This window comes from Enterococcus sp. 3G6_DIV0642 (genome assembly GCF_002140635.1).
Lineage (GTDB): Bacteria > Bacillota > Bacilli > Lactobacillales > Enterococcaceae > Enterococcus_D > Enterococcus_D casseliflavus.
This window is the reverse complement of sequence record NZ_NGLH01000001.1, coordinates 1412523-1430428: the sequence shown is the minus strand read 5'-3', so window position 1 is coordinate 1430428 and position 17906 is coordinate 1412523. Positions and strand designations below refer to the sequence as shown.

Below are 17906 nucleotides of genomic sequence, written 5' to 3'. Positions count from 1 at the left end.
CGTCTAAGGCTCCCTTTTTTCGGAAAAAACGAGGGTAAACCGACAAAGTGCGTGCAAAAAAACCGAACGATCAAGCAGGACCGTCAAAACAAGGCGGTTGCTCATAAATCGTTCGGTTTCTGACTCGATCGAAAAAAAGCTGATCTCTTTTGATCAATCGTGTTAGGGCTGAAAATTACTCACTTACTTGGTTGGTTTTTGTTTCTAGCTCTTGATTGACTGTCGATAAAATACCGTTGACAAACTTTCTGGACTGATCGTCACTAAAGGTTTTCGCTAATTCGATCGCTTCATTCAAAGCCACACGATTCGGCACATTATCCACATAGACCATTTCATACAAAGCAATTCGTAAAATCGTCACGTCCATTTTTGATAAACGCTGGATTTTCCAACCAGCTTTTAAATGATTTTGAATGACTTCATCCAAGGCTTCTTTGTAATGACAGACACCTGCCACTAATTGATCTAAATAAACAGGCACAAAATGCTCTTGTTCTTCATCGATCAATTCATGGTGTTCCAACTCGATGGCATGCATGATGGCATCTTGTTTCGTTAAATCTTTATTAAAGTCTAGTGGAAATAAAGCTTGTAACGCCATTTTCCGTATTTCATGCCGTGATAATTCTTTACTCATTTTCTTCCTCATCGTTTCCAAATAATTCTTCGATGTCTGGTAAATCTACTTTTTCTGGCACGACTGCCACAACATGAACATTTACTTCAGCCAGTTGTACATCTGTCATAAATAAGACTTGCTGTTTGACCCGTTCTTGGATCTCCATTGCCACTTTAGGCACTGACATCCCATAAGTGATATAGCAATAGATGTCCACTTTGATCCCTGTTTCATCGATCGTTAAGTAGACCCCTTTGCCATGAGCTGCGCGACCTAATAATTCAGTGACACTGTTTGCCAGTGTTCCTCGCATCCCATAGACACCTTCCACTTTAGAAGCAGCGATCCCAATAATGATCTCGATCACTTCTGGCGCGATGACGATCTCGCCTAATTCAGGACTTGCATTTAATACAAGGTTTTTATCTTCATTCATACGTTTTTGCCTCCATTCTAAACAGCTGTACCGTATTGTTTGTAAAAAAACCGCTCGTTTTTTCCGTTTGAAGCAAACCAACGCTTGATTCAATCAATAACATCCATGGCACAGTGTTTCTTCTCGCTCTAAGTTTATCATTTTCTGCACTGAGAATCTATAATAACCCACTATTCTCAATGAATTTTCTGAAAAACAAGGTCGATGAATCAGAGAATGATCAATTCTTTCGGTGAATGTGTCAACACTTTATTACCAGTTTCGGTGATCAAAAGATCATCTTCGATACGAACGCCGCCAATTCCTGGAAGATAGATCCCTGGTTCATCTGTAATGACGTTTCCGACAACAAATGCTTTATCAGCGCGGAAGGATACATTTGGTCCTTCGTGGATCTCTAAACCAATCCCATGGCCTGTTGAATGACCAAAGGCATCTCCGTAGCCAAAGGAAGCAATGTGATCCCGAGCGATCGCATCTAGTTCAATTCCGGTCATTCCAGGTTTTGCTGCGGCCAAGACTTTTTCTTGCGCTTCAAGTACGATTTGATAGATTTCCTTCAATTTATCGCCAGGATCTCCTACTGCAAAGGTTCTAGTCATATCAGACACATAGCCTTGATAGTAACAGCCAAAGTCTAACGTGATCAGATCGCCTTGTTCGATCACTTTTTCACTGGCAACCCCATGGGGCATTGCTGAACGCAGACCACTAGCAACGATCGTTTCAAAAGATACGCTTGTGGCACCTAATGAACGCATAAAGAAATCTAACTGATTCGCCACTTCGATTTCTGTCATTCCTGGGCGGACCATTTTCAAAATATGTTCGAATCCTTGATCAGCGATATGGCAGGCTTGTTGGATCAATGCGATCTCTTCCTCATCTTTGACTTCCCGCAAAGCCTCGATCATACCCGATACAGGGGCAAGGGATGATTCCTCGATCAAGTCTTCTAAGACGGAGTATTCGGCAAAGCTGACGAAACTTTCTTCAAAAGCTAAGACATTGATTTCTTCCTTTTGGCAGATGGTTGCAACTTCTTCAAAAATCGGTCCGCTATTTTTTACGATCTCAAATCCTTGAGCTTGGGCAGCTGCTTGCTCTGTATATCGGAAATCTGTTACAAAAAAAGCTTTGTCCAACGTAATGACTGCTAAACCAGTTGTCCCAGTAAAGTTTGTCAAGTAACGCAAATTGTATGGGCTGGTGATCAAGAACCCATCAATCGAATCTTTTCTCATTGCTTCACGTAATTTTTCAACTCTTAACATGTATCGTTCCCTACTTTCTTGTTCTATACGATAGTATTATAACAAACTTCCAGAAAAAGCGGAAAGCAAGCGAAAAGTTTTCTAAAAAATCAAGCAATATGAATAAACGATAGAGTACTTTAAAAAGACTGCCGTGTGATCTTTCGTTGTTCTCTTCTAAATGATGGCTTCCGTGCACAAAAAAAAGCAATTCAATCAATGAATTGCTTTTTTGATAATTATCTTTTACGTCCCAAAAAGAACGATACGACTGCCACGAAAATGACCGCGCCGATAATCGCAGGCACGATAGCCATTCCTGCTACTTGCGGTCCCCAAGTGCCAAAAAGGCCTTGACCAATCGATGCGCCTACAAGTCCCGCAACGACATCAAAAATACAACCGCGTTTTTCGCCTGCAATGGCACCACCGATTGAACCGATGACCGCTCCTACGATCAATGTCCATAAAAAGTGCATACTAACCCCTCCTAAACTTTCTTATAAAAAGGGTACCATATTGAGAATCAATTGGAAAAATATATGCTCTCTTGTTATTTTCTGCGAGTGAAGGCTCGTTTCAATACATCAAAAAAGCCTAATGAATGCACCATATGGTCTGGATCGACGTATTCACGAATCGCTCGCAAGACTTTTTTTGGTTCTTTTGAGGAGAAGGTATACGTGCCATTCTTTTTGGTGCGGATCGCATAGCGTGGTATCCAACGGCCTTTGAACATGACCGAAGCGATCACATAGTCGACATCTTCCCATGGGATCTGAATAAACTTGCGTTTGTCACGGTCATTGTAAAACTCAAAGGCTTTATCGCCGATCATGATTTTGCCGTACTCATTGATCCCTAAAAAAGACGTAGCATCGATCGTCAAATCCACTTTTGTATTAAGAGATTGTACCATTTGCGCTTACTCCATTCTATATCGACTTATTATCTTATTATACGTGTTTGCAGCAGGTTTGGCGAATAAATAAAAAGGTACTTGGGTTGCCCCAAGCACCTTTCATTGAAAAGATTATAACAATCCGATCAAGTGTCCACCGATACCGACTAAGAATAGACCGATAATAATGATGATTGGAGAAACTTTTTTCTTCAATAACCACATACATAATAAAGTAAGCAATAGTGCAGCTAGACCAGGAATCAATTGATCCAAGTTGTTTTGCAATGTTGTTACTTTTGTATCAGTCAACGCACGGCCTTCAGCAACTTGTTGGAAGGCTTGTTGCAAACCAGCAGAGCCAGAAGGCAAGTTCGCCCAATCGACATAAGCACCTTCATCAAGCGGTACGCTTGAGACAACTGGCGCAAATGAGATCGATACCCAACGCTGAACGAGTGACCCTAATACGAACATCCCTAAAATTGAAGCACCTTTTGTTACATCTTGCAACAATCCGCCTGAAAGGTCATCAGTGATTTTTGAACCAGCACGATAGCCGAATTCTTGTGTGTACCACATAAATGCCCAACGGATGATGTTCCATGCAACGAAGAAGATGATTGGACCTAAGATGTTTCCAGCTAAAGCAAGAGAAGCACCTAGAGCACCTAACATCGGACGGACAGTAAACCAGAACACAGGGTCACCGACACCGGCTAAAGGACCCATCATACCAACTTTTACCCCTTGGATCGCTACGTCATCGACAGGCGCGCCATTTGCGCGTTCTTCTTCTAAGGCTAATGTTACCCCTAAGATTGGCGATGCGATATATGGGTGAGTGTTAAAGAATTCTAAGTGACGCTTCAATGCAGCGGCACGGTCTTCTTTTGTTTTGTATAATTTTTTGATTGCTGGAATCATTGAGAATGCCCAACCACCATTTTGCATACGTTCATAGTTCCATGAACCTTGAATGAAGGTAGAGCGCCATGCTACGGCTAAACGATCTTTTTTATTTAATTGAATTTTTTCTGCCATTTTTTTCTCCTCCTTCGATTCTAATAGTCATTCAAGATATCGCCTAGAGGGTCGCCAGTGTTGCTGCCGCCGCCTCCATTTGATGATCCGCCCATTTTAGTTAGGTTCAAGTAGATCAATGCGATTGCTACTGCCAAAGCACCGATAGCGATCAATGTCAATTGAGAAATAGCTGCGATAACGAAACCGATAATGAAGAATGGCCATACTTCACGAGTTGCCATCATGTTGATAACCATTGCATAACCAACGGCAACGACCATACCACCACCGATAGCCATACCATCAGTTAACCATGCAGGCATTGATTCTAAGAAGTTTTGAACAGTTGCAGCAGGAATTGCCAACAATGCAGCTGCAGGAATCGCAATACGAACCCCTTGCATACATACAGCGATCACATGCCACATTTCGATTTTACGAATGTTGCCTTCTTCAGCAGCAGCATCCATAAAGTGAACGATTGGCACAGCCAATGTACGAACGATCATTGTCAAGAACAAACCAGCAACAGCTAGAGGGATCGCAACGGCAATCGCTGTATCAACACCAGCAGTTCCTTGTCCACCTAAAACTAGAATAATTGCAGATGCAACAGACGCCAATGCAGCATCAGGTGCAACAGCGGCACCGATATTTGCCCATCCAAGTGCGATCATTTGTAATGATCCGCCCAAAATGATACATGCTTCCAAATTACCGGTCACTAAACCGATCAAAGTACACGCGACTAGCGGTTGATGGAATTGGAATTCATCCAAGATTCCTTCCATACCAGCTAAAAAGGCAACGAGTACTACTAATACCATAGATATAATAGTCATGATAGACCTCCTATTTAGTTGAATACGTTTCTATTTATTCGCCAATTCATTTTTGGCTTTGCGTAAGATTTCGTCCATGTTGTCTCGAGAGTCATTTGGCACTTTACGTACATCAAATTTGATGCCGCGTCCTTTTAGATCTTCAAATGTCTTCACATCGTCCGTACCCATCGACAATACTTTACTTACAACAACTTTCCCAACAGAGTGAGCCATTGAACCAACGTTCACTTCAGTGATGTCAACGCCGCCTTCAACTGCACGCAATACATCTTGTGGGTTTTCAAATAATAGTAAAGCTTTCGTATTCCCGAAACGAGGGTCTTTAGAAACTTCGATCATTTTGTCCACTGGAATGACGTTCGCTTTTACTCCAGGAGGAGCTGCTTGTTCGATCAGTTTTTTACGCAAATCATCTTTTGCAACTGCATCAGAAACAACGATGATCCGAGATGGATTAACTGATTTTGTCCAAGCTGTAGCGACTTGACCATGTAGCAAACGAGAATCCACACGCGCAAGCACGATTTTGATTTTGCCATCGCCTAGAACAGTTCCCGGAGGAAGTGATCCTTTAGGTTGATCGTCTTGCACAGCTTTTGGTGCTGTCGCTTCTTCTGGTTCAAGCTCTTCTGGTTTGACCTTAACCCCTTCTTTAGCTGTTTCAACGATGTGCGCAGCGATTTCATGCGCAGTGTTCATTGAAAAACGTGAAGCATAGGCTTCGATCACCATTGGTAAATTCATACCAGCAACGATTGCCCATTTGTCTTTGTGATCTTCAAACAAGCTGTTTGCTTGGTTGAAAGGAGTACCACCCCAAAGATCAACTAAGAATAATACTTCTTCTTGATCGTCAAATGTAGCAATTGCTTCTTGCATTTTTGCCTTGATGTCATCTGGACCTTCACTTGGCATCAATGTAACAGCTTTAACATTTTCTTGTTCGCCGAAGATCATTGAACCAGATTGCAAAATGCCGTTAGCAAATTCTCCATGACTTGCTAGGATAATTCCTACCATCTTTTTACCTCCTATATCAAAATTGAAAAATGTGACACGAATACGAAAGAAAAAACAACATCGAAAAAATTAAGGGTGACTACCTTCTTTTTCCAAAATATCCTTCAAAAAGATTTTACGATCAGCTGGAACTTTGCGTATCTCTACTTCTATGCCTTGATTTTGCAAATAAAGCAGCGAAGCAAGATCTTGATCATTGACTGACACGAAATTAGTGATCATCCGTTTTCCCATTGAAAAGCTCATGCCGCCGATATTGACGGAACGAATGTCAATGCCTCCTTTGACCAGAGTCACGACATCTTGAGGGTTGGTAAATAATAACATGACTTTTTGCGTATTAAATAATGTGTTATGCGCCACCTCAAGCATTTTTGCTACTGTCACCACATTGGATTTGATTCCTGGTGGAGCAGCTTCTTTCAAGAGAAACTTCCGTAATTGGTCATTTGCGACCTCATCACTGACCACGATGATTCGATTGATACCAGTCATTTTCGACCAAGCTGTGGCGACCTGACCATGAATCAACCGATCGTCGATTCGGGCAAGACGTATATCCATTCCCATTGTGCAAGCCTCCTACATCCATCGATCCGCTTTTCATATTGAGGATCTGTTCTTTTTTCAATCACCTCCTGTATCCACTTATATAGAAGCAAGAAGCGTGCCAAGTTTTTTCGATACACTATTCTTGAAAAAACCTTAAGAATCAGCATTCGGACAATACACTAAAAAAGATACACTAAAAAATACTGTATCTTTTTTAGTGTATCTGTATTATTTGCAGGATTTAAAAATACATTTCTTTTTCGTGATGGTTTTTGATCAACTCCAGCAGGTAATACTCTTCTGTCTTCGGCACTTCGATATTCATCAAGCGCGAAAATGATTGGACATGCACATGCAATTGGCCGTAAAGAGGATTCTCCTCCATCGCTGCTAAATCAATTTCAGAAACAGTCAATGGTTGACGCAATAAGATCCGCTCCAGCATACCTGCGCCATGCATCACAAAATTGATCTGAAAGCCTTGCTGCGCCCCTACCAAATCCAAATCGTGAATGATCTCTTCGCCAAATTTCCACAACGGCTCTACCACTTTTTTCGCATTGATATAGGTAAAGTTTTCCTCTAAATACCGAACACAGATTTCCTTTGCCTGCCGATCATCTAGCTGCACTTCATCTTCAAAACTCAAATCGTTTTCCAATAAGATATCATCCAACAAAAGATCAACATCTTGGTCGATAAAACGTTCTAATGAAATAAACGGTGCATCGATATGCGGATCAATGATCCCCGTTGCGGCAATCAGCCGGTAGCGCTGTTGAATCTGATCCAAGTCCGTTCTCAGATCCGCCACCGATAAGGTCACTACGTCAACATTTTGATTTTGGCGTTTTGACAATGAGCTTTGGATCAATTCTTTGATGCGCTGCGCTGTACCTTTTCCCGAAGCGCAGACCGCTAGAATCGCTTTAGGGTGGTGGTTTTGTGTCACTGGTTCTTCCACAGTGACCGCTCCGTATCCGCGGAACTTCCGTAATGAATCATAGAGCTGATCGAGGTCCGTGCCGATCACTGATGCTTTGCGGACCGTCTCGAGGACGATGGAGGTAGTCACCATATCGACTGTTCGAACAGCCACACCCGTTTCTCGCTGGATTTCATTATTAAAGGTCGCTAAGGACCCCATATCGACTAAGAGGATCACCCCACTGCCGTCATTGACTGCTCGTACACTATCCACGATTTTTTTCAACGCCACAGCCGGTGGCATATCTAATGGCATGTCCACCGCTGTCACTTGATCGACTTCCAACAGCTGCTTGACTACTTGTACCATACTACTAGCCGTACTGTTGCCGTGAGCTGCCACAACGACACCAATTTTCCCAGAGGAATGTGTCGTACGCAGTGAAACCAATAGAACTGCCAAGTAATAGGATTCACTTTCAGGAATCGCCACGTGAAAGCTGTCGCCGATGAAGTCGCGGACTTCTTTGGCAACTTCGAACTCTTGGGGGTAATCCGCCACCATTTGACGAATGTTGTCGTTGGTTTGCCGTTCTTCTCCCAAATGGATCTTTTTCAAAAAAGAACTGATATGCAAACTCATCGCGTAAATAAAGTTTTGCTGGAAATCGTAATTTAACCGTTTCCGAACCATCTCATAAATTTGATTTGTTACACTGATCACTTTCTGATCGACAAATTCACTTAGTTTATTGACAGAATTAAAAGAGAAGCCGTGATCTTTATAAAAAGATTTCAAATGAACATTGATATCGGTTGAAATAAAATGATTGATTGCTTCTTGATCCAAACCATCTGCTTTTAATAAGGCTGCTTTATCCCCGATGATGTCGTAGAGATTGTAAGGCAATTCATAGGAATCTGATTGAATATTGTTTAAGTTTTGATTCGGTTGAATGCTGATCTTCGGTTCAAGGATTTTAGAAAGCTCCGCCAGCTCATTGCGGCGATTCCCCAAAACGATCAATCCAGAACGAATCCCTTCTGGCAAATCGATCAAATCGATCTCAATCTCATCTTGTTGCATATGATTCAAAAAGCCCCGTGCACAGACGAGCTGGACATTGGATTTCAATTGACCGATATTCCCAAAACTGACACTGCCGATCAACGCTTTGACTACATCTTCTGTCAAGGTGATCGTCCGCTGAATACGGGACGCCTCTTGCCCGACTAACACCCGAACGAGATCGACTTTTTCTGATGCGGGTCGTTTCTCAAAGAAGGGCAGTTGAATATTGATAGGAATGCGTCGGGTAAAGGTATCTAATAGCGTTGAGTTGGGGTCTTCGGTAGTCGCTCCAACGATTCGGACATTCGCTTGATGATTTTTGCCCGTTTCCCCTAAACGACTAAACGTTCCATGGTCCATAAAGTAAAAAATCATTTCTTGCCCTTCTGGCGGTAATCGATGGATCTCATCGAGAAACAACATACTCTCATCCGCTTGATCAATAATACCGATCTTCTCTTGATCGGCACCCGTAAATGCCCCCCGTACATAACCAAACAAATGGCTCATCAAAAGCTCTGGGTTATTTGCATAGTCGGCACAGTTAAAGACGATCAATTCTTTGTCATCGGCAATTACTTGATTGCTTTTGGCAAACTGGAACATTGCATGGGCAAAGTAGGTTTTCCCAGAACCAGTAGGCCCTGTGATCAAGCAGTTTAGCCCTTTTGGCGGATACAAGATCGCTGCTTTCGCCTGCTCAACGGCATTTTTCATACTTCCGTTGGCACCGATGATCGTCGCAAAAATATCTCGGTCAGAGGGTTTTCCTTGTACCCGTTGAGGGAAGGCTTTTTCTCTTTGCGGGCGACTTTCTTTGTAGCTTGGCACATACTTTTCCCTACTGCTGAGATCGACCCCTGCCGCCCAGTAGCGAACAGGCCGCGAGTCGCTTTTTTCGACGCGCCCTTCTTTGACAAGCTTATTTAAATCCTTACTGGCATTACTGCGCTGAATGGCTAAATGATCGGCAACTTCTGAAGTAGACAACCCTTTCTTTTCCCCTAAGCCGCTCATCGTATTTTCGACGATATATTGATAAATCCGTTCGATTCGCTTGCCCAACAGCTTCGCCTCCTTGTTTTTTCCACTTGAATACTTTACTCATTTTTCTATAAAAAAGCAACTTTTTTTCCGCACAGAAAAAGCAAAATACTTTGTTCGAAAGAGCAATAGAACGTCCTATCACATGCTACTCTCAGCATAAAGCATTTTGCCAAAAAAAGATATTCAAAAGTCAGGATGCGTTAGGCTTTTTCATTGGGAATGAACGCTGGTACCTTCTCAGGAAACCATTGCAGTTCTTTTTGCATCCAAATCACATCGTGCCATTGATTGAACTTATAGCCGACATGCGCAAAATCAGCAACTTTCCGATACCCAAGCTTCTCATGAAAAGCCTCGCTTTGTTGATTGCCTCCTGTAATACATGCAGTCAGATTGACCACGTTTTGCGCTTTTAATTTTTCTTCAAGCGCTTGATAAAGAGCGGTGCCGAGCCCTTTTGCTTTGGCATCCGGTGCTAAATAAACGGTTACTTCAACGGTCCAATCGTACGCCGCCCGTTCTTTATAGGCTGACGCATAGGCATAACCGACGATTTCACCAGCCTCTTCTGCAACGAGATACGGGTAGCGTTTCAAGGTCTTGGCGATGCGTTCCGCGAATTCTTGAACCGATGTCACCTCCGTTTCAAAGGTAATCGGGGTATTTTCTACATAATAAGCATAGATGGCTGTCAAGGCTTGGGCATCTGCAATCGTGGCAGAACGTATCGTCATAGAATCCCTTCTTTCAGTAAATTTTTTCCCAGTATACTCTTTCTGAACAAAAAAAACAATCCGCTTTTGACGGATCGTTTCCTAGCGATAAATGATTTAGCGGGCTTTTTCAGCTCCGCAATACACGGTAAGATGTTGTGGCAGTACCGCTACTGTGATTGGCAATTCAGGTCCTGGATCACCATCGACATTTGTTTCGATCGTTGCCCCATCCGTCAAACGAATCGCAGCTTTATCAAAGGTTTGATAGCCAAGAACATCATTTGATTCTGTCACCCCTTTGAGAAGCTCTGGGACACTTTTGACGGTCTCCCAAAGATTCGTATCCTTCAAGTAGATCAGATGCAATTTGCCGTCATCGGTACTCGCTTTAGGCAAAAGAGATTCGAAACCGCCGATCGTATTGGATGACCCAACGATCATCGTACTGCTTTCCACAGCGATCGTCGTTTTTTCGCCATTATTTTCGGCGGTCACTTCAAACGGATGACTTTCATTTTTCCGCACTTCCCGTAGACCAGAAACAAAATAGGCCATTTTTCCCAGCTTGGTTTTTTCTTCGACTTCTACGTTGTTGATCGCTGCTGGAATCATACCGATCGCCACCACATTGGTAAAATAGGCTTGATTGACCTGACCAATATCGATTTTGCGGGTGTGATCCACTGCAAATGATTCGATAGCTTCTTTAGGATCTAGTGGAATCGCTAATGCTCTGGCTAAATCATTTACTGTTCCCAGCGGGAAGAAACCAAAATTTGGTCGTTTGTCATGAGGGGCTAAGCCATTGACCGCTTCATTGACGGTACCATCACCGCCCATTGCGAAGACACTGTCAAATTCTGTTGCCGCTTCAGAGGCAAAACGTGTGGCATCTCCTTCTTTTTCGGTATGTTTGACCACGACTTCTGAAAAAGCCTCCCGCAGCTTTTCTTCTGCCAGCTGCTCATATTCTTGGGCCTCTTCCCCACCAGAGCTTGGATTGACGATCAATAATGCTTTCATAAAACAGCCTCCTTGTTTGGGTTCATTTTCTATGAATCCAGTATAACAAGTTTCACGAAACCTGTCTTAAACGACCTCCGCCTATCCGCTACAAAAAAACACAGCCTAATCAGACTGTGTTTTTTCGAGTACTCACTTCATTTAATTAAACCAATCGTTTACGCAAACGCCCAGAAATAAAATCAATGATCGTGACCGTCACCACGATCCCTAATAAAATGATTCCTACACGGCTCCATGATCGCGCATTGATGGCAAAGATCATCGGCGTACCGATCCCACCTGCCCCTACGATCCCTAAGATCGAAGCTGAACGGACAGCCAGTTCAAAACGATACAAGGTAAAAGAAAGAAATTCTGGAATCAGTTGTGGCAATGTCGCAAAGCCTAATACATCCCAACGGCTTCCTCCCGCACTAATGACGGATTCCGAGGGACCATGGTCCATGTTTTCGATCGCTTCGCTGTAAAGCTTTGCTAGCATCCCAATGGAATGGACACTGACCGCCAAGACTCCAGCAAAGGAGCCCGGACCCACTGTTTTGATGAACATGATCGCTAAGACGATTTCTGGAAACGTTCGAATCGCCGTCAGCACGATTTTCCCAAATCCCGATAACCAGCGAGGGCTGTTTTTGCTGCGCGCCGCCCAAAAGGCAAAAGGAATACTTAAAATCGATGACAAAAAGGTCCCAACAAAGGCAATCGCGACGGTTTCGATCATCAGACTGATCAAATCTTCGCCATCACCGGTATAAACATAGCCCCAATCAGGATGGATCAGGCCATAAAAGATCGAGCCGACAATTTGACCGACATTTTCTTTAACACCAGCAAAAGGCACGCCAGCAAAAGCCCAGATATAAAGGAGGATAACGACTACTGCGATCAGCCAATTCCGTATTTTTTTCTTCTTCGGTTCTGCTGGCAACATCATAATAATCGCTCCCTTAATCTATTACTAATGGTATCAATCACCAAAACAACTGCAAAAATCACTAAGACGATAATCGAGGTCTGGTCATATCGAAATTGGCTTAAAGATCGTTGTAAGAAAACACCGATTCCGCCTGCGCCGATATACCCAAGAATCGTCGATGCCCGCACATTGATCTCAAAGGCATAAAGCAAGTAACTAAGAAAATGGCTCATGACTTGCGGTACGACTGCATAGCGGATGATATCAAACTTCGATCCTCCAGAAGCCGTGATCGCTTCGATCGGACCTTCATCAATCGTTTCAATCGATTCATAAAACAATTTGGTGATCATCCCAAAAGAAAACACAGAGATGGAGATCACCCCTGCAACGGGACCAATTCCGACAATGGCAACAAATAAAGCCGCCAGCATCAAATCAGGTACCGTCCGAATGATATTCAAAACAAAACGGAAACAACCACTGATCCAATGATTGGTCATGATATTTCGTGCTGCTAAAAGTGAAAACGGAAAGGCCGCCAGTGCACCAAAGGTTGTGCCGATGATCGCCATTTGGATCGTTTGCAAAATCGGCTCAACAATGATTTTGGCATATGCCCAATCAGGATGAGCCATCTTTTGTAAGATGACATTCATTTGACTGCTATTGCTAAAGAACCGTGCCAAATCAACACCTGAAATAGAGCCGCTAACGAACAATACCACTAAAAAAATGACGAGCCAAAGAACATTTTTCCATAGTCCGCTGCGTTTCGGCAACGTATTTGTCGTCATTGTCCCGCCCCTTCCTGCTCTTCCATGATCTCGCTGCCATAAATCTGTTTCAATCGCTGGTCGGTCGCTTCACTGACAGGACCATCAAAAACCAAGCCTCCGTCTCGCAACCCAATGATCCGCGTGCCGTATTCTCTTGCCAATTGGACAGAATGTAAATTGACTACGATGGTGATCCCCAGATCTTGATTGATCCGTTTTAAGTCATTCATGACTTTTTCAGTGGTTAACGGATCCAATGAAGCAACTGGTTCATCCGCTAAAATAATCTTCGGTTCTTGCGTCAACGCCCGGGCAATCGAAACCCGCTGCTGCTGACCGCCAGACAGTTCATCGGCTCGGGTATAGACTTTTTCTGCTAAATTGACCCGCTGCAGTGATTGATACGCCAACTCTTTGTCCGCTTGCGGAAACAGACCCAGCAGCATTTTGATCGTGGGATGATAAGCCACCCGCCCCGTTAAGACGTTTCGCAAGACACTCGAACGTTTCACCAAATTGAAGCTTTGGAAAATCATGCCAATGTCTCGACGAATCAAGCGCAGCTCTCTTCCTTTTGCTTTTGTGATCGACTTGTTATCGATTAAAATCTCGCCGCTTGTGATCTCGTGCAGTCGATTGATGGAGCGCAGCATCGTCGATTTACCTGCACCGGATAAGCCCACTACGATGACAAATTCCCCTTTTTTGATATCGATGTTCAAGTCCTTCAACCCCAACACCCCATTTGGGTATTGCTTGGTCACATTCTGAAATGAAATAATCGTTTCGTTCTCTAGAGCCATGATTCTCCTACTTTCTTTCCATTAGGTAAAAATTGCTGTCCATTCGAAAAGGGTACCTCAACTACCGGTACCCTCCCGATCTATTCATCTATTAATTATTGTCCGACTTGTTCCGCATACTCTCTTACGATGTCGAAATTGCTGTCTTGTGAAACAACGTATCCTTCATGAGAGTAAATATCAGAGATGATTTGTTTTCCTTCTTCATCTTTTCCGATCGCGATAAAGGCATCTTGGATTTTTTTGTCCCACTCTTCACTCATATCGCTGCGAACACTGATCGTATCGTTCGGAATCGGTTCGGTAAAGTACATTGGTTCTACCTCATCCATGATTTCTGGGTAATCATTTTTGACCGTGTTACGGGCATCTTCAAAAACGAACGCCGCGTCAACATCGCCATTCAAGACAGATAAGACCGCTTGGTCATGGCCTTTGACTTGAACAGTCGTCACATCCGTATTGATATCGATGCCTGCTTTTTTCATTTCTGCTACTGGCCAAACATAACCGGCAGAAGAAGTAACATCTTGCGTGGCAATCGTTTTGCCTTTTAAATCTTCCAACTCTTTGATGTCGCTGCCGCTTTTTACGACGATCATTGAACGATAGCTATCAACCAATTCATCCGTTGATTCGCCACCAGGCTGCTTGATGCCATAACGCTGTGCTTGCAACAGTACCTTAACATTGCTTTGTTCATTTGCTAAAACATAGGCATTCGGCGGTAAAAAGCCGACATCTACTTGTTTAGAAGCCATTGCTTCGACGATTGTATTGTAGTCAGTGGAAACACTCACTGTGACTGGAATCCCTAATTCATCACTTAATAATTGCTCAAGTGGTTTTGCTTTTGCTTCTAATGTTTCTGCTGCTTGTGATGGGACAAATTGAACGGTCAACTTTTCTGGTACATATCCTGCGTCCTCAGCCGCCGAGTCAGTACTTGCTCCACCTGAGCCACATGCCGCCAGCGTAACTGCTGCCACCAAACCTAAACCAAACATTGCCGTTTTCTTCCAAACTTTCATCACTTTTTCTCCTTTTCATATAAAAAATCGAACTCATGGAATTCCGAACTTTCCTTTTTGATTATAAAAAACCAACGAATTAAAAACAATCTTTTTCGAATTACGAACGTTTTCTTTTTTGATAATGTTCGTGTTTTGACCGAAATCATTCGTGAGCACATTCTCAATAATCAACGTTTTTCGAAAGTTTCTTTCCATTTGTTCTACTTCCTCAGAGTATCAAATGAATATAAGGTTTGTGTTGTCAACGTGTAAAGATTCTGTTAACAGCAAAAGGAACTTTGTGAACAACAAAGCATGGACATACTCGTCATTCTTACCCCAAGTACACAAAATTTCTTGAAACGTCTAACCAGAAGATGACCGCACACTTTTTTTAACGAAACAACACAAAAAAAGCAGAGGATTCCCTTAAGAACCTCTGCTTTTGACCTCATTCTCTTACTGTAAAAAGAGTCATTTACCCTTGATCCGTTGGCAGCTGCAACAAGAGTACATGCTCGTTCTCAATCATTTCACCCGTCAAAACAAAGCCATTGCGTTCGTAAAGCTTCGTTGCGATCTCGTTGCCATCCACAGCGGAGATCCTTAATTCTTGCGCTTGGATATGGGTTTTGAACCAATCTAACCCAGCAAGAAACGCCTGAGTGCCTAACCCTTGATTTTGGAATTTTTCTGCGATCATAAACCGCTCGATCCACCACGAAGCTTTTGGATAATCCTCATCCGCCTCGTAAAAACTAAATAGCATAAAGCCGACCATTTCCTCACCATTGTATAGGGCAAATGCCTGACGAGGTTCCTCATAGATTGCCTCTAACATTGAGTACCAATTGGGCGCAACAAAATCTTCTTGCTCCTTCGTTGTCTTCAAATTCATGCACGCACGATAGTTTTCTTTCGTGATTTCTTTTAACTGAATCATTGCTTCGCTCCTTATCTAATCCATTATAAATAACTATTTCGTTAAAACGGTTTCATTGGTGTATAAAAAAACACCCAGGTTACTTTTACGTAATCTGGATGTCATTTTCTTATGCTTCTTGCGCTACTGGATACACAGATACTTGCTTTTTGTCGCGGCCTTTACGTTCGAAACGAACAACGCCGTCAACTTTTGCAAACAATGTATCATCTCCACCGATACCTACGTTTACCCCTGGGTAAATTTTAGTACCGCGTTGGCGATAAAGGATTGATCCGCCTGAAACGGTTTGACCGTCAGCACGTTTCGCACCTAAACGTTTTGATTGAGAGTCACGTCCGTTAGAAGTAGAACCCCCACCTTTTTTGTGAGCGAAGAATTGCAAATTCATTTTCATCAACATGAGATGCACCTCCTAGTTTTCTTTAGTAGTTTTGATTTGGATATAATCGTTGTACTCTTCTTGAACTGATTGCAAGCCGATCAACAAATTTTCTAAAAGAATTTGTGCGATATTCGACTGCTCTTGGGTCAAACGAGAAGGCAGTGTGACTAATAAGTACCCACCATTTTCGTTATCTGCTTCAACTTTTGGCGCAACGCCAGCCAAAGCATCGATCCCATTGACTGCACTGATCGCTAAAGCGGATGCTGCAGCACAGACGATGTCTTTGCCGTATTCTCCTGCTTGTGCGTGTCCAGCTAGTTCAAAAGAAACAATCCGACCAGAGTCATTTCGTTTGAATGTCCCTTTGATCATATTCGTTACCCTGCTTTTCGTAAGAATTAAGCGTTGATCGCGTCAATAACAACTTTTGTGTAAGGTTGACGGTGACCTTGTTTACGGTGTGAATGTTTTTTAGGTTTATATTTGAAAGTTACGACTTTCTTTTGTTTGCCGTGTTTTTCAACAGTTCCTTCAACAGTTGCTCCTGCAACGATTGGGGCACCAACTTTTGTTGATTCGCCACCTACTAAGATAACTTCATCAAAAGTAACCTTTTGTCCAGCTTCAACGTCTAATTTTTCAACGTAGATTGCTTGACCCACTTCAACTTTTACTTGTTTCCCACCAGTTTTGATAATTGCGTACATGCTCTACAGCACCTCCTTATAATATACTTAGACTCGCCATCCCAAGTGACTTTCGTACTTACTACTTGTTCTGTGCGGTTGTAGCTGTGGAGTCCACAATTACAACAGATTAACTTTATCAAAATGTTTTCCTAAAGTCAATCACTAATTAAGGAAAAGACAGAATTCTTTTGCTACTAGTCATTTCCTTTTGTGCATTTTTTATTTTCTATTACTATAGAAGAAAGAGCATAAGTGAAACAGAATTGGAGGAGTTTTCATGCAATACCCCAAAGAATTAGCCACTGCCGTCCAACAGGCGTCCCGCAGTTATCCGTTGGAAGGATTTGTTCCCGGTCAAGGACCGCTACAGCCCAAATTGATGATCGTTGGTGAAGCCCCTGGTCGAACCGAAATCGAAAATTTTATTCCTTTTAGCGGACAAGCAGGAAAAGAATTGATGAAATCGTTGGCTTTAGCCGGTTTGACCCGTGAGGATGTTTACATCACCAGCGCTGTCCGCAGCCGTCCATATTCCGTCAAAGAACGAATCAACAAACGCAGCGGTGCCCATGAGATCGTCCATCCCAATCGGACACCTACCAAAAAAGAAGTCTTGCTACACGCACCGCTGCTTGACTACGAGTTGTCCGTTGTAGATCCGCCTGTCATTGCAACTGTTGGCAATATCGGACTGCAGCGATTATTAGGCAACGCCTATTATATCAAAGATCACCATGGCGAAGTGATCCGTTCCAAAATACAAGAAAGCAATCCAACAAAAGATGGCTATCACTGGTCGGAAAAAGAATATTTGATCGTGCCGATGTATCATCCCGCTGCGATCTTTTACAATCGAACGTTGACTCCGCAAATCGAAGCCGATTGGCGAGGGTTAAGAAACATTCTCTCACAAATACCCGCCGACGAATAAC

At 42.9% G+C, this 17906-nt stretch carries 21 protein-coding genes and 1 other annotated feature; of the genes, 1 reads left to right on the top strand and 20 read right to left on the bottom strand.

What is annotated here, in order from left to right; genetic code table 11:
- Window positions 1-175: 175 nt before the first annotated feature.
- From nusB to rplU, 20 genes are all read right to left on the bottom strand, one after another.
- Window positions 176-640, bottom strand: coding sequence for a transcription antitermination factor NusB (nusB, locus tag A5878_RS06800; RefSeq protein ID WP_086295082.1), 465 nt, complete (start codon window positions 638-640; stop codon window positions 176-178).
- Window positions 633-1058 carry an Asp23/Gls24 family envelope stress response protein gene (locus tag A5878_RS06795; RefSeq protein WP_005225770.1) on the bottom strand — a complete coding sequence of 142 codons (426 nt, stop codon included), beginning with the start codon at window positions 1056-1058 and terminating at the stop codon, window positions 633-635. The genes nusB and A5878_RS06795 overlap by 8 nt, the downstream gene beginning before the upstream one ends.
- Before the next feature lie 209 nt (window positions 1059-1267).
- On the bottom strand, window positions 1268-2332 hold the full coding sequence (locus tag A5878_RS06790) for a Xaa-Pro peptidase family protein (protein ID WP_005225769.1): 1065 nt from the start codon (window positions 2330-2332) through the stop codon (window positions 1268-1270).
- Between the two features lie 218 nt (window positions 2333-2550).
- Window positions 2551-2790, bottom strand: a complete 240-nt coding sequence (locus A5878_RS06780) for a GlsB/YeaQ/YmgE family stress response membrane protein (RefSeq protein WP_086295080.1) — start codon at window positions 2788-2790, stop codon at window positions 2551-2553.
- Window positions 2791-2864: 74 nt separating this feature from the next.
- Window positions 2865-3230 carry a DUF956 family protein gene (locus tag A5878_RS06775; RefSeq protein ID WP_005225766.1) on the bottom strand — a complete coding sequence of 122 codons (366 nt, stop codon included), beginning with the start codon at window positions 3228-3230 and terminating at the stop codon, window positions 2865-2867.
- 114 nt (window positions 3231-3344) lie between these two features.
- Window positions 3345-4256 carry a PTS system mannose/fructose/sorbose family transporter subunit IID gene (locus A5878_RS06770; RefSeq protein ID WP_005225765.1) on the bottom strand — a complete coding sequence of 304 codons (912 nt, stop codon included), beginning with the start codon at window positions 4254-4256 and terminating at the stop codon, window positions 3345-3347.
- A gap of 20 nt (window positions 4257-4276) precedes the next feature.
- The gene (locus A5878_RS06765; RefSeq protein ID WP_005225764.1) at window positions 4277-5080 is read right to left on the bottom strand and encodes a PTS mannose/fructose/sorbose transporter subunit IIC; all 804 of its coding nucleotides are present in this window, start codon (window positions 5078-5080) and stop codon (window positions 4277-4279) included.
- Window positions 5081-5110: 30 nt separating this feature from the next.
- Entirely contained in the window at window positions 5111-6103 is a 993-nt protein-coding gene (locus tag A5878_RS06760; protein ID WP_005225763.1) for a mannose/fructose/sorbose PTS transporter subunit IIA, read from the bottom strand.
- A gap of 69 nt (window positions 6104-6172) precedes the next feature.
- Window positions 6173-6667, bottom strand: a complete 495-nt coding sequence (locus A5878_RS06755) for a mannose/fructose/sorbose PTS transporter subunit IIB (protein WP_026008065.1) — start codon at window positions 6665-6667, stop codon at window positions 6173-6175.
- A gap of 229 nt (window positions 6668-6896) precedes the next feature.
- Window positions 6897-9671, bottom strand: a complete 2775-nt coding sequence (locus tag A5878_RS06745; protein WP_086295809.1) for a sigma-54-dependent transcriptional regulator — start codon at window positions 9669-9671, stop codon at window positions 6897-6899.
- 230 nt (window positions 9672-9901) lie between these two features.
- Window positions 9902-10435, bottom strand: a complete 534-nt coding sequence (locus tag A5878_RS06740; RefSeq protein ID WP_086295078.1) for a GNAT family N-acetyltransferase — start codon at window positions 10433-10435, stop codon at window positions 9902-9904.
- Between the two features lie 96 nt (window positions 10436-10531).
- Complete coding sequence (locus tag A5878_RS06735; protein WP_086295076.1) at window positions 10532-11440, bottom strand: diacylglycerol kinase family protein; 909 nt, start codon at window positions 11438-11440, stop codon at window positions 10532-10534.
- Window positions 11441-11585: 145 nt separating this feature from the next.
- On the bottom strand, window positions 11586-12377 hold the full coding sequence (gene phnE / locus A5878_RS06730) for a phosphonate ABC transporter, permease protein PhnE (protein ID WP_010747988.1): 792 nt from the start codon (window positions 12375-12377) through the stop codon (window positions 11586-11588).
- Complete coding sequence (phnE, locus tag A5878_RS06725; RefSeq protein WP_005235330.1) at window positions 12374-13156, bottom strand: phosphonate ABC transporter, permease protein PhnE; 783 nt, start codon at window positions 13154-13156, stop codon at window positions 12374-12376. The genes phnE (A5878_RS06730) and phnE (A5878_RS06725) overlap by 4 nt, the downstream gene beginning before the upstream one ends.
- Window positions 13153-13941 carry a phosphonate ABC transporter ATP-binding protein gene (phnC, locus tag A5878_RS06720; protein WP_016610305.1) on the bottom strand — a complete coding sequence of 263 codons (789 nt, stop codon included), beginning with the start codon at window positions 13939-13941 and terminating at the stop codon, window positions 13153-13155. Before phnC ends, phnE (A5878_RS06725) begins: the two co-directional genes overlap by 4 nt.
- A 95-nt stretch (window positions 13942-14036) precedes the next feature.
- Window positions 14037-14972 carry a phosphate/phosphite/phosphonate ABC transporter substrate-binding protein gene (gene phnD / locus A5878_RS06715; protein ID WP_015509497.1) on the bottom strand — a complete coding sequence of 312 codons (936 nt, stop codon included), beginning with the start codon at window positions 14970-14972 and terminating at the stop codon, window positions 14037-14039.
- 460 nt (window positions 14973-15432) lie between these two features.
- A complete protein-coding gene (locus A5878_RS06710) occupies window positions 15433-15897 on the bottom strand; it encodes a GNAT family N-acetyltransferase (RefSeq protein WP_060792438.1) in 465 nt (154 codons plus the stop codon).
- Window positions 15898-16006: 109 nt separating this feature from the next.
- Window positions 16007-16300, bottom strand: a complete 294-nt coding sequence (rpmA, locus tag A5878_RS06705; protein ID WP_003126181.1) for a 50S ribosomal protein L27 — start codon at window positions 16298-16300, stop codon at window positions 16007-16009.
- Window positions 16301-16312: 12 nt separating this feature from the next.
- Entirely contained in the window at window positions 16313-16657 is a 345-nt protein-coding gene (locus A5878_RS06700) for a ribosomal-processing cysteine protease Prp (protein WP_005225752.1), read from the bottom strand.
- A 26-nt stretch (window positions 16658-16683) separates the two neighbouring features.
- Window positions 16684-16992 carry a 50S ribosomal protein L21 gene (rplU, locus tag A5878_RS06695; protein WP_005225751.1) on the bottom strand — a complete coding sequence of 103 codons (309 nt, stop codon included), beginning with the start codon at window positions 16990-16992 and terminating at the stop codon, window positions 16684-16686.
- A 19-nt stretch (window positions 16993-17011) separates the two neighbouring features.
- Window positions 17012-17082: a sequence feature (ribosomal protein L21 leader region), on the bottom strand.
- 169 nt (window positions 17083-17251) lie between these two features.
- On the opposite strand from rplU, the gene A5878_RS06690 reads away from it, so the two are divergent.
- Window positions 17252-17905: a uracil-DNA glycosylase gene (locus A5878_RS06690; RefSeq protein ID WP_086295074.1), complete on the top strand. Its 654-nt coding sequence runs from the start codon at window positions 17252-17254 to the stop codon at window positions 17903-17905.
- Window position 17906: the final 1 nt, after the last annotated feature.

Bases quoted from the DNA above. Each gene is read 5' to 3' on its own strand.
- A5878_RS06775 (WP_005225766.1), bottom strand. From the start codon at position 3,230: ATGGTACAATCTCTTAATACAAAAGTGGATTTGACGATCGATGCTACG.
- A5878_RS06710 (WP_060792438.1), bottom strand. From the start codon at position 15,897: ATGATTCAGTTAAAAGAAATCACGAAAGAAAACTATCGTGCGTGCATG.
- A5878_RS06700 (WP_005225752.1), bottom strand. From the start codon at position 16,657: ATGATCAAAGGGACATTCAAACGAAATGACTCTGGTCGGATTGTTTCT.
- A5878_RS06740 (WP_086295078.1), bottom strand. From the start codon at position 10,435: ATGACGATACGTTCTGCCACGATTGCAGATGCCCAAGCCTTGACAGCC.
- A5878_RS06765 (WP_005225764.1), bottom strand. From the start codon at position 5,080: ATGACTATTATATCTATGGTATTAGTAGTACTCGTTGCCTTTTTAGCT.
- phnE (WP_010747988.1), bottom strand. From the start codon at position 12,377: ATGATGTTGCCAGCAGAACCGAAGAAGAAAAAAATACGGAATTGGCTG.
- phnC (WP_016610305.1), bottom strand. From the start codon at position 13,941: ATGGCTCTAGAGAACGAAACGATTATTTCATTTCAGAATGTGACCAAG.
- A5878_RS06760 (WP_005225763.1), bottom strand. From the start codon at position 6,103: ATGGTAGGAATTATCCTAGCAAGTCATGGAGAATTTGCTAACGGCATT.
- rplU (WP_005225751.1), bottom strand. From the start codon at position 16,992: ATGTACGCAATTATCAAAACTGGTGGGAAACAAGTAAAAGTTGAAGTG.
- nusB (WP_086295082.1), bottom strand. From the start codon at position 640: ATGAGTAAAGAATTATCACGGCATGAAATACGGAAAATGGCGTTACAA.
- A5878_RS06690 (WP_086295074.1), top strand. From the start codon at position 17,252: ATGCAATACCCCAAAGAATTAGCCACTGCCGTCCAACAGGCGTCCCGC.
- A5878_RS06795 (WP_005225770.1), bottom strand. From the start codon at position 1,058: ATGAATGAAGATAAAAACCTTGTATTAAATGCAAGTCCTGAATTAGGC.
- rpmA (WP_003126181.1), bottom strand. From the start codon at position 16,300: ATGTTGATGAAAATGAATTTGCAATTCTTCGCTCACAAAAAAGGTGGG.
- phnE (WP_005235330.1), bottom strand. From the start codon at position 13,156: ATGACGACAAATACGTTGCCGAAACGCAGCGGACTATGGAAAAATGTT.
- A5878_RS06790 (WP_005225769.1), bottom strand. From the start codon at position 2,332: ATGTTAAGAGTTGAAAAATTACGTGAAGCAATGAGAAAAGATTCGATT.
- A5878_RS06780 (WP_086295080.1), bottom strand. From the start codon at position 2,790: ATGCACTTTTTATGGACATTGATCGTAGGAGCGGTCATCGGTTCAATC.
- A5878_RS06770 (WP_005225765.1), bottom strand. From the start codon at position 4,256: ATGGCAGAAAAAATTCAATTAAATAAAAAAGATCGTTTAGCCGTAGCA.
- A5878_RS06755 (WP_026008065.1), bottom strand. From the start codon at position 6,667: ATGGATATACGTCTTGCCCGAATCGACGATCGGTTGATTCATGGTCAG.
- A5878_RS06745 (WP_086295809.1), bottom strand. From the start codon at position 9,671: ATGAGCGGCTTAGGGGAAAAGAAAGGGTTGTCTACTTCAGAAGTTGCC.
- A5878_RS06735 (WP_086295076.1), bottom strand. From the start codon at position 11,440: ATGAAAGCATTATTGATCGTCAATCCAAGCTCTGGTGGGGAAGAGGCC.
- phnD (WP_015509497.1), bottom strand. From the start codon at position 14,972: ATGAAAGTTTGGAAGAAAACGGCAATGTTTGGTTTAGGTTTGGTGGCA.